The 10,631-nt window shown below is 56.5% G+C and carries 9 protein-coding genes; 8 read left to right on the top strand and 1 reads right to left on the bottom strand.

The genetic code is table 11. The annotated features are described in order from the left end of the window. Positions 1-1,461 (top strand): sensor histidine kinase, encoded by a 1,461-nt coding sequence (locus UM93_RS07705; RefSeq protein WP_045074795.1) that lies wholly within the window; start codon positions 1-3, stop codon positions 1,459-1,461. 105 nt (positions 1,462-1,566) lie between these two features. On the opposite strand, the gene UM93_RS07700 is transcribed toward UM93_RS07705, so the two are convergent. Further along, a complete protein-coding gene (locus tag UM93_RS07700) occupies positions 1,567-1,815 on the bottom strand; it encodes a WhiB family transcriptional regulator (RefSeq protein WP_026544131.1) in 249 nt (82 codons plus the stop codon). 241 nt (positions 1,816-2,056) lie between these two features. Between UM93_RS07700 and UM93_RS07695 the strand changes: the two genes are divergently transcribed. The 7 genes from UM93_RS07695 to UM93_RS07665 all read left to right on the top strand — a co-directional run bounded on the left by UM93_RS07695 (position 2,057) and on the right by UM93_RS07665 (position 10,604). Then, positions 2,057-2,488 carry a hypothetical protein gene (locus UM93_RS07695; RefSeq protein WP_045074789.1) on the top strand — a complete coding sequence of 144 codons (432 nt, stop codon included), beginning with the start codon at positions 2,057-2,059 and terminating at the stop codon, positions 2,486-2,488. Positions 2,489-2,619: 131 nt separating this feature from the next. Continuing rightward, entirely contained in the window at positions 2,620-3,804 is a 1,185-nt protein-coding gene (glf, locus tag UM93_RS07690) for a UDP-galactopyranose mutase (RefSeq protein ID WP_045074788.1), read from the top strand. Next, positions 3,801-5,804 (top strand): glycosyltransferase, encoded by a 2,004-nt coding sequence (locus UM93_RS07685; RefSeq protein WP_045074786.1) that lies wholly within the window; start codon positions 3,801-3,803, stop codon positions 5,802-5,804. The genes glf and UM93_RS07685 overlap by 4 nt, the downstream gene beginning before the upstream one ends. Beyond that, positions 5,801-6,676, top strand: coding sequence for an ABC transporter permease (locus UM93_RS07680; RefSeq protein WP_045074784.1), 876 nt, complete (start codon positions 5,801-5,803; stop codon positions 6,674-6,676). The genes UM93_RS07685 and UM93_RS07680 overlap by 4 nt, the downstream gene beginning before the upstream one ends. After that, complete coding sequence (locus tag UM93_RS07675) at positions 6,676-7,446, top strand: ABC transporter ATP-binding protein (RefSeq protein WP_045074783.1); 771 nt, start codon at positions 6,676-6,678, stop codon at positions 7,444-7,446. The genes UM93_RS07680 and UM93_RS07675 overlap by 1 nt, the downstream gene beginning before the upstream one ends. A gap of 40 nt (positions 7,447-7,486) precedes the next feature. Next, a complete protein-coding gene (locus tag UM93_RS07670; RefSeq protein WP_045074781.1) occupies positions 7,487-9,460 on the top strand; it encodes a DUF6541 family protein in 1,974 nt (657 codons plus the stop codon). Positions 9,461-9,545: 85 nt separating this feature from the next. Continuing rightward, positions 9,546-10,604 carry an ABC transporter substrate-binding protein gene (locus UM93_RS07665; RefSeq protein ID WP_045074779.1) on the top strand — a complete coding sequence of 353 codons (1,059 nt, stop codon included), beginning with the start codon at positions 9,546-9,548 and terminating at the stop codon, positions 10,602-10,604. Positions 10,605-10,631: the final 27 nt, after the last annotated feature.

Below are 10,631 nucleotides of genomic sequence, written 5' to 3'. Positions count from 1 at the left end.
ATGGCAATTTTCACCGACCCGATTCGGGAACACGCAGATTTTGGGCCAGGTGACGCCGAATGGCTACACCTGCTGGTGGGCGATTGGCAGCTGATTGCCGATTTGGCTTTCGCTGATCTGGCGCTCTGGTTCCCGGATCCGGAGGGTGATTACCTGGCCCTCGCGCATGTGCGCCCGTCTACCACGCATACGGTTTTCCACAAGGATTTCGTCGGCGAGAAATTGCGGGCAGACTTGCTGCCGCTAGTGCAGAAGGCCTGGCACAGCCAGAGTATCGAAAGAGCGGGCGAAGCCACCTGGAACTCCGAAATGGCGGTGCGAGTCGACGCGGTGCCGATGGTGCGCAACGGGCGAAGTCTGGCTGTGGTGACCTCCCATATGGATGTTTCCTCCTCCAGGCTGCCTTCACGGCTGGAACTGACCTATCGGCAGAGTGCCTATGACCTGCTCCGAATGGGCACCCTTGGCTTATGGCCGGACTTTGCCTCACCTACCGGATCTCGTCGCGGTGCACCGCGCGTTGGCGATGGGTTCATTCGACTCGACGCTGAGGGATTGGTGCAGTATGCCAGCCCCAATGGTGTTTCCGCTTTCCGGCGGCTCGGCGGCGCCGATGCCCTAGAGGGGCGCTCGTTGGCCGAGGTAACTGCGGGACTGCTGCATGAGCGGAAAATGATCGATGAGACTTTGCCGCTGGTGGTCACCGGTAGGATGCCGTGGCGCACCGAGGTGGAGTCCCGCGGGGTCAGTCTTTCGTTACGTGCCATTCCGTTAAGAGACGCCAGTCACCGTTTCGGTGCCATCGTGCTGTGCAGGGATGTCACCGAGCTAAGGCGTCGCGAATTGGAATTGGTCACCAAAGACGCCACGATCAGGGAGATCCATCATCGAGTCAAAAATAACTTGCAAACGGTGGCGGCGTTATTGCGGATGCAGTCTCGAAGAATGCAGTCGACGGAAGCCAAGCACGGTCTAGAACAAGCGATGCGCCGAGTGGCCACCATTGCCCTGGTGCACGAAACGCTATCTCAAGGGCTCAGCCAGAATGTTGATTTTGACGAGTTGATTGGTAGGCATTTCAGGCTCGCTGCCGAGGTCGCCTCGCCGACTCAGATGGTTCGCACTGAACGTGAGGGCGAATTCGGAGAGCTAGCCAGCGATTTAGCCACCCCACTTGCCTTGGTGATCAATGAACTGGTGACCAATGCCGTGGAACACGGTCTGGAGGATCGGGGCGGTACAGTTCGACTGATTGCCGAGCGTTACTCGAAAGAAGATGGTTCTGAAATACTCAGGGTCTCGATCGCCGATGACGGGGTTGGCTTGCCGGAGACCCCGCTTGAAGAAGGACTCGGCCTGCAGATTGTTAGGACCCTGGTCACCAGTGAGCTTGATGGCACCATTCGTTGGGAACCAGTAGCCTCAGGCGGCACCGTCGTGATCATCGAGCTGCCGCTCTAGCCGAGGCACGAGAAAGACAAAACGCAAGGAACACAAAAAGTGTGCTGCCCACCAGGTTGGTGAGCAGCACACAGAAGGTTTCCGGTCGAAGCTTAAGCCAATCGATTAGCTGGCGCGACGGGCTCGCGCAGCGCGCCGTTTGAGGGCACGTCGTTCGTCTTCGCTCATCCCGCCCCAGACACCCGCGTCCTGACCGGACTCAATGGCCCACTGCAGGCAGGTATCAACCACCTGGCAGCGGCGGCACACACTCTTTGCTTCCTCGATTTGGAGTAAAGCCGGACCGGTATTACCCACCGGGAAGAAAAGCTCCGGGTCCTTATCGAGGCAGGCAGCGCGACTACGCCAATCCATGCTGATCACTCACTCCTTAGAATATTCTTAGAACGCCTTGTGAAAAGATTCACGAGCGTTCTCACAAAAGAGGGGCCTCTCTCCTGCAGGCGGGCCCCTTGGTCTCTGCTATTAAGCGTTTCACGTTAACCGCATGTAAACAAGGGGTAAATCCCCCTAAATTGCTGAGAAGAGTGAGCGGTTCGTCACATTTGACCAGCGGGTTTAGCCGTGTGATGAATATCTCCGGTAAGGTGCCAATGTGTCAAGACCCGTAGCCGACAAATCATCTGAGGTTCCACCCACTCGCCCCTGGGGAGTGTGGCTGATAACGGTGGTGGTCGGCCTTGAATCGCTAGTGCTGCTGTTTATCGCGGTGACCTTCTTGATTGGTCTATTCAATGCCGCAGCGAATTCACTCAGTGGTGCAATTTTCCTCACCATTATGCTCTTCGCTTTGGGGGTGGCGCTCGCCGCGGTAGCGCTGCAGCATTTTCGAGGTTATCGCTGGACCCGGGCGGCGGCCTTGGTATGGCAATTGCTGATGCTCGCCATTGCGGTGACCACCTTACTTAATGGCCAGATCTGGTTGGGTCTTTCACTGCTGATTCCGCCGTTGGCGGTTTTGGTGCTGCTCTTCACTCCTCGAGTTGTTGCCTTCACGCTCCGGCAGGGAGACTCGGGCGCCCTATAGTCGAAGCGGTGCCGCCCGGGGAGCCGCCGTGCAGCAGAAGGGAGCAAATACCGGGTTCAATCACCTGGTCAGGTAATCTGGAGAGGACTAACCGGGCGTTTTTGCGCCCAAATGCCGAACCAGGAGTTTTAGTGAACGCTGATCTTGTCATTGTGGGATCGGGCTTTTTCGGCCTGACCATTGCGGAGCGGGCCGCGAGGGAGCTAGGCCTCAAGGTTGTCGTGATTGATCGGCGGCACCACATCGGTGGTAACGCCTACAGCGAGAACGAGGCGCAGACCGGCATCGAGGTTCACCGTTATGGTGCGCACTTATTTCACACCTCGAATCAGAAGGTCTGGGACTACGTCAGCCAATTCACCAAGTTCACCAACTACCAGCACAAGGTTTACAGCAGCCACAAGGGTGAGGTCTACCCGCTCCCGATCAATCTCGGCACGATTAACCAGTTCTTCCGTGCTTCCTTCGGCCCCGCCGAGGCTCGTGCCCTGATTCAGGAGCAGGCTGGCGAATTGGCCGGTACCGATCCTCAGAATCTCAACGATAAGGGCATCCAGCTGATTGGCAGACCGCTCTATGAGGCTTTTATCAAGCACTACACCGGTAAGCAATGGCAAACCGATCCTAAAGACCTGCCCGCTGGCATCATCTCCCGGCTTCCGGTGCGTTACAACTACGACAACCGCTACTTCAATGACACTTATGAAGGCCTGCCAGTCGATGGTTACACCGCCTGGATTGAGCGAATGGCAGATCACCCGAACATCTCAGTGGTATTGAACACCGATTTCTTCGATGACGGGGAGTTCTCCCGCTCCGCCGTGCTAGGTCAAGTGCCGGTCGTCTACACCGGTCCGGTGGATAAATACTTCGACTATGCAGAGGGCGATTTGTCCTGGCGCACCATCGACCTTGAAGAGGAAGTGCTGCCGATCGAAGATTTCCAGGGCTGCTCGGTGATGAACTACCCTGACGACGACGTGCCCTACACTCGGATCCACGAGTTCCGACACTTCCACCCGGAACGTGATTACACCAAGGAGGCCACCGTGATTATGCGGGAGTTCTCCCGGTTCGCACAAAAGGGAGACGAGCCTTATTACCCGGTGAACACTGCCGAGGACCGGCAGAAGTTGCTGGCCTATCGTGATCTGGCGAAGGGCGAGCCGACAGTGCTCTTCGGCGGCCGACTGGGAACTTACAAATACCTCGACATGCATATGGCCATTGGCTCGGCGCTCACCATGTTTGAGAACAAAATCAAGCCGCACTTCTCCGGGGGCAGCAAGCTTGAAAGTGGGGGAGTCGACGCGTGAGCGGAGACCAGCAGGGCTGGACTCAACTGCAGCGGGTCATCTTGCCACCGGAAGGGCAAGTTGACACCATTCCGCTGTATGTCGACGCAGGCACCGTCAACGGCGTTCGGCTGATTGAGGATGATGCTGTTTACCGGGCTGCCAAGTTGCCGGAGGACAAACTCAGATTCATGAGTTCAACGCCTCGGCAGGCTCATTTCGAGGATCTGCTGAGCCGCACCTCGATGAAGGTGCGCAGCGGCGACCGGATGTCTTTTGGCACCTATTTCAATGCCTTTCCGGCAAGCTATTGGCGGCGTTGGACCACGGTGAGGGATATCCGGCTGACCGTAAGCACTCAGGGCGAGGGTGCCGTCGTGGTTTACAAGTCTAATGCCCGCGGTAGTTTGCAACGAGTGGCCAGCGAGCGGGTCAGCGGCAGTACCGTGAGTAATTTCGAATTGAGCCTGAAGCCGTTCGGCGATGGTGGCTGGTACTGGTTCGACCTGGTAGCGGGCGGTGAAGATCTGATCCTCACCGAGGCGCAGTGGCTCAGCAATGCCGAGCGACGAATCGAGGGCGGTGGTTCGATCACACTCGAGATCACCACCATGAATAAGCCCGATTATTGCCTTAATAACGCCAAGATCCTGGCGGACAATCTAGACGTGTTGGACTGCGTGAAAGAGTTCGTGATTGTCGACCAGGGCAATCAGAAGGTTCTCGATTACCCCGGTTTCAAAGAAGTCGCCGAACGTTTCAATGGTCGGTTGCGGATTATCGAGCAGGCCAATCTGGGTGGTTCCGGCGGCTTCTCCCGGGGCATGTACGAGGCGCTCGAGAACGAAAGCGACTATGCTCTGCTGCTCGATGACGATGTGGTGATCGAGCCAGACAGCATTACCAGGCTGGCGGTTTTCGCGGATTATTGCCGGAAACCCACCATCGCCGGTGGTCATATGTTCGATCTCTACAATCGCACTGTGCTGCACACCTTTGGCGAAATTGTCGATGCGCATCGGATCCAGCCAGCGCTGCCGCACCAGGATATGGAATTGCGGCATGACTTTGCCGTGGTGAATCTGCGGCAGACGCCGTGGACCCATCGCCGCACCGATGTGGATTACAACGGTTGGTGGATGTGCTTGATCCCCACCGCGGTGATTCGCGAAATTGGTCTGTCAATGCCGCTGTTCCTCAAATGGGACGATGCTGAATACGGTCTGCGTGCCAAGGAAGCCGGTTTTGCTACCGTCTCGCTGCCCGGTGCCGCGGTCTGGCACGTCTCCTGGGCCGATAAGGACGACTTGGTTGGCTGGCAGGCCTATTTCCACGAGCGCAATCGGGCAATTACCGCGTTGCTGCATAGCCCGTTCCCCAAAGGCGGCAGAGTGCAGCGAGAATCACTGCAGCAGGATGTCAAACACCTGATCGCAATGCAGTACTTCACTGAGCGAGGCAGGATCATGGCGATGGAGGACTTGCTCCAAGGGCCCGAAGAGCTCCATCGTTTGCTCGCCGAGCGGCTGCCCCAAATCAATGCTTTGCGTGCTGAATATCCGGATGCTCAGGTGAAGGAAGATTTCGATGACTTCCCACACCCCAGGATCAGCAAGGGTCCGCACCCCAGCGCTAATGCCGGTATTCCGGCGAAGAAGGATTTGATTCCCTGGGCTTTGAAGACAGTGGTGCGTCAGTTGGTGCGTAAACCTGACCCTTCCTCCGAGGAGTATCCGCAGACCGTGCTGGCTCACAAGGACAACCGTTGGTGGCGCACCGCAGGCTATGACAGCATCATCGTTACGAATGCTGAAGGGACCGGAGCTTCCTGGTACCGCAGAGACCCAGCGAAGTTGCGTGCCATGATGGCCCAGTCGACGCGCTTACACGCTCAGATCTATCGTGAATGGGAATCGCTAGCCGCTCGCTACCAGGCGGCGGTGCCGCAGATCACCTCGTATCAAGCTTGGCGAGAAACCTTCGAAAAGCACACAGTGAGCCGCGATGAGGCGCAACCTTGAGTCAAAGCATCATTCCGTTGACCTTCCCAGGCCGCGGCAAAGGCCTGCGGGATGTCTATAAGAACCGGTTTTTGCTCAAGCTTTTGGTGAGCAAGGAAATTAAGGTTCGTTACCGGGGCTCAATTTTGGGCATCCTGTGGTCGTATATGCGCCCGCTCATGCAGTTCGTGGTGTTCTATCTCGCGCTTGGCTTGTTCCTCAACGTGCAAGGTTCCACGCCGAACTATCCGATTTACCTCTTCGCTGGCATCGTGTTGGTGAACTTCTTCACTGAGGCGCTAGGCAATGCGACTCGCTCGATCGTGGAGAACCGTGACTTGATTAGGAAGATCTACCTGCCGCGGGAACTTTTCCCGGTAGCCAGTGTTTGGGTTTCAGCGGTGCACTTCCTACCTCAGGTACTGATCCTGCTGGTCGTCTGCTTATTCAATGGCTGGCACCCATCGCTTTGGCAGCTCGCCGCCGTGCTGATTGCTTTTGCGATGCTGGCTATTCTGGCAGTCGGCCTAGGACTGTTTTTCGGAGCTATTAACGTCTATTTCCGAGACTCTGAAAACCTGGTTGATCTGCTCATTATGATGGTGACCTGGCTGTCGCCGGTGCTGTATCTGTGGAGCCAGGTGGAACATGTGCTGGGGCCTTTCTTCTGGATTTACCAACTCAACCCGATGACGGTAGCGGTGGAGATCTTCCACAACACCTTCTGGCACGCCACCTTGAACGCTGAACAGGCAGCCAGTCCCGCTGCCCAAGTGGTTCCAGGTCTTGACTATTTCTGGCTTCCAATTGGCCTGGGGATCTCGCTGGCTGTTCTGTTCATCGGGCAGTTCACCTTCGGTCGGTTGTCCAAGAAGTTTGCGCAGGAGCTCTGATGACTGTCCAGATTCGTGACGAAACCGCGATAGTCGTCGACAGCATTGTCAAAGAGTTCGTGTTGCGGCACTCACGCTCGCTCAAAGAAGTCTTGGTTTGGCTATTGAGAGGCCGGAAAAAGGAACTCAGCAACCGCTTCAAAGCGCTCGACAATGTCTCCCTGCACGTAGCACAAGGCGAGACGGTGGCCCTGCTGGGCCTCAACGGCTCGGGAAAGTCGACCCTGCTGAAACTGATCTCGGGGGTGCTGCAACCGGATGGTGGTTCGGTACAAACCCGCGGCAGAGTGGCTGGCCTGATCGAGGTAGGCGCCGGTTTCCACCATGATCTGAGCGGCCGGGATAATGTTTTTCTCAACGGCGCTATCCTGGGCATGACCGAGGTGGAGATCAAGGAAAAGTTCGATTCCATCGTTGAGTTCGCCGAGATTCATGAATTCATTGACACCGAGGTGAAGTTCTATTCCTCGGGGATGTACCTGCGCTTGGCGTTTTCGATCGCCGTGCACACCGATCCGGAGATTTTCCTGATCGATGAGATCTTGGCCGTCGGTGACGAGCCGTTCCAACGCAAATGCATCGCGAAGATCAAGGAACTTGCCGCACGCGGTAAGACCCTCTTCGTGGTCAGCCATGATCTAGATCTGGTGGCGACGGTGTGCGAACGTGGCGTGCTGCTAGAGCATGGCGAGATCACCATGGATGGCCCGGTAGCCGAGGCGGTGGCTGAACTGCGCCGCCGTTCGGCTGGCGATGACGAAGCCAGCTAAGCGATGAGTTTTGACAGAGTGAGACGAGGATAGAGAAGTAATGGACTGGATAATTGCCCTGCCGGTGATCCTGATCGCCGCATTGGTGATGCTGATTCCTGGCGCGCTCTTAGCATGGGCCTTTGGTTTGCGAAAGATCAGCCTGCTTGCGGTGAGTCCGGCCCTCTCGGTCTCGTTGATCGCAGTGGCCTCAATCGCTGCTTCTTTCCTGAAAATTCCATGGACAATTTTGCCGGTGCTTGCACTCACCGTGCTGGCAGCTCTCTGTGCCTGGTTGGTGCGGAAGTTCACCCGAAAACGTTGGCCCTCACCGGAGGCTGCGCCTTTTGACGCCCGGACCAAGGTGGGTTTCTTAGCCCTTGCACTCTCCTTTGTGGTGATCTCGGCCCAGTTCATTCTCGCGGTGATCCATCCGGAAAATATCTCTCAATCGTTTGACAATATCTTCCACCTCAATGCGGTACGTGGAATTTTGGACTCTGGCTCGGCGTCGCCCTTCACGGTCGGCGATATTACCGGCATCCCGTTCTATCCCGATGGCTGGCATGCCACGGTCTCCCTGGTGGTCCAACTCAGCGGGGCCAGTATCCCAGTTGCGGTGAACGCTACCAACCTGATCATTTCGGCATTGGTTTGGCCTCTTGGCTGCCTCTTCCTCTGTCGCCAGGTGCTCGGACAGTCACGCTTAGTCGCGATTGCGGTGGGCATTGTCTCCACCGGGTTTGGCGCTTTCCCGCTGATGATGGTCGATTACGGGGTGCTCTACCCGAATCTGCTCTCAATTGCGATTTTGCCGAGCATTCTTGCTCTGGTCATTCAAGTGCTGGGACTATCGAAGGTCGCGGACCTTTCCATTCCGTTGCGTTTGATTGCCTTGGCACTGACCATCCCGGGTCTCGCCTTAGCTCATCCGAGCACACTGATGGCGCTGCTAGCCTTCAGTGTGCCACCGGTGGGCTACGCATTCTTCCTCTGTTGGAAGCGTTGGCTGGCTGACTGGTCACGTTACCGGGTACTCGCCGTGCTGAGTTCAGTTGGTGTCTTGCTCTGCCTGGTTATTTGCTACTTCCTTTGGCGCGCTGTGCGGCCAGAGTCCCAATTGGCCACCTGGCCGCCGGTGCACTCGATCCCCGGCGCTTTGCTTGGACTGCTGAGTAATTCCGAGCGACTCCGGGCACCAGCCATCCTAGTGTCAGTGCTGATCGTGCTCGGCGTTATTCAGTTGCTGCGTCGGCGTAAGAACTGGTGGGTATTGGGTATGCTCGCGGTTTCCTGGTTCCTCTTCATTGCAGTATCGGCTTTTCCGCGCGGAAATCTGCGGAATTTCATTGCCGGTATTTGGTACAACGACAGCTACCGGCTGGCCGCGCTGGTTCCGGTCATTGCGATTATTCCCGCCGCTTTGGGGGCCAGCTGGTTCCTGCGCAGCCTCGGCACCTACCTCAAGGAATGGCGTGCCGAACTGCAAAGCGACGGTCGGCCCGTTTCCTCACCCAGACTGTGGTCGGCTACGGTCCCGGCTGCCATTGCGATCATTCTGATCGTGCTGCAGGTTGGCAGCGTTAGCTCGTCGATCAGTATCGCCCGCTCACACTATGCTTATAGCCCGACCTCTTCGGTGGTCAATTCGGATGAGCTTGCGGTAATAAACAAGGTCGATAGCCTGGTGCCAAAGGGGTCGGTAATTGCCGCGAACCCCTGGAACGGCGGAGCTTTGGTCTATGCGCTGGCGGATCGTAAGGCGATCCAATTGCACCTATTGACCTCAAACTTCACCGATGAGGACAAGTTGATCTACAAGAGTCTGCGCGATGCGGCTAAGAACCCGGCTGTTTGCGCAGCAGTACATGATCTCAATATTGGTTATGTTTTGGACTTCGGCCAGACCATGATCACTCCGGATGGCACTCCTTCGCCCGGCATCTCGAATCTCGAAGATTCCGGGGTAGCAACCTTATTGTTCAAACAAGGCCAAGCCAAGTTGTTCAAATTCACAGGTTGCGGATTGGGATAGCGAACACTGCCAGGTTCTTTGAGATGACTCGGTACGATAGCTCAGGGCTATGTCCCGAAACATGTTTTTTTAGGGAAGGTAACAGATGCGTGAGTCTGAAGCAGATCGGCAGAATCTGAAACGGAGGTCATTCCTCGCTAGCGCTATTCTGCTGCCGTTTGGCCTAGCCGGGTGTGGCTTCTTGGAACCCACCGCTGCTGTGCAACCGGTACCGGCCGACGCTGACTCCTACCCCGTCAAGATCACCTCAAGCTATGGCGATATTTCGGTGCCATTCGAACCCAAACGAATTGTTGCCCTCGATTCTGCCAGTGCTGATTCTCTGCTGGCGCTAGATATTGTCCCCGTGGGCATGTCTAACTCGGGTATTCAAAGCAATGGTGCCTCGCCATGGTTTGATTTCACACTCAACGGCAGGCCTGGGCCGGATCTTTTAGACAGTTCCAAGACCCTGCCGCTTGATCAAATTAAGAACCTCAAACCTGACCTGATCCTGGCGGTCAACTCCAGCATCAGCCGCCAGGACTATGGGGATCTTTCCAAGATTGCCCTGGTACTGGCTCCGCCAGGTAAACCGATGAACACGGACTGGAAGACGACCATGACCTTGGTGGGGCAAGCCTTGGGTAGGGCTCAGAAGGCTACTCAACTGATCAAGGAGATTGCTGATTCGGTGGATCAGGCAATAGGTAACTATCCAGCATTGAAAGGCACAACAGTTACCTACTTCAGGGCTAGCGCGGCCCCGGGAGCGGATCTCAGTGTTTTCGGCCTGTCTTCAAACCCGCTGCAAGTGCTGACTGAACTTGGCCTGGAACTGGCACCATCGGTAAAAAATGCGAGCAAGGTGGGGGCTGTGCTCGACCCCTCTAGCGGCCCACAGCTATATCAGTGGCCACGCGATAAGAGCGCTGAGCTGAGTAGCGACGTCGCGGTGATCTCATTGGCCGCGAGCGAAGTTGCTGTGATGAAGGATGGGGATCTGCTCAACACCGTTCCCGCCTACCGGCTGAAACGCGGGGTAATCGTGGATTCAGCCTCGAATGGTTTTGCGCTTGAGAACGCTTCGGTGCTTTCGATGAGGTGGATAGTACGGAACCTTGTCTCGGAGATCGCCAAAGTTGCGTATCTTTCCAAGAAATAAGATTAGTCAGTTGGCGGGGGACCAGCC

This window comes from Psychromicrobium lacuslunae (assembly GCF_000950575.1).
Lineage (GTDB): Bacteria > Actinomycetota > Actinomycetes > Actinomycetales > Micrococcaceae > Renibacterium > Renibacterium lacuslunae.
Note: the sequence above shows the minus strand (reverse complement) of the source record. Positions and strands in the feature narration are given on the sequence as shown.

Excerpts from the sequence above, each read along its gene's own strand:
- UM93_RS07665 (WP_045074779.1), top strand. The coding sequence starts at position 9,546 with ATGCGTGAGTCTGAAGCAGATCGGCAGAATCTGAAACGGAGGTCATTC.
- UM93_RS07705 (WP_045074795.1), top strand. The coding sequence starts at position 1 with ATGGCAATTTTCACCGACCCGATTCGGGAACACGCAGATTTTGGGCCA.
- UM93_RS07670 (WP_045074781.1), top strand. The coding sequence starts at position 7,487 with ATGGACTGGATAATTGCCCTGCCGGTGATCCTGATCGCCGCATTGGTG.
- UM93_RS07700 (WP_026544131.1), bottom strand. The coding sequence starts at position 1,815 with ATGGATTGGCGTAGTCGCGCTGCCTGCCTCGATAAGGACCCGGAGCTT.
- UM93_RS07675 (WP_045074783.1), top strand. The coding sequence starts at position 6,676 with ATGACTGTCCAGATTCGTGACGAAACCGCGATAGTCGTCGACAGCATT.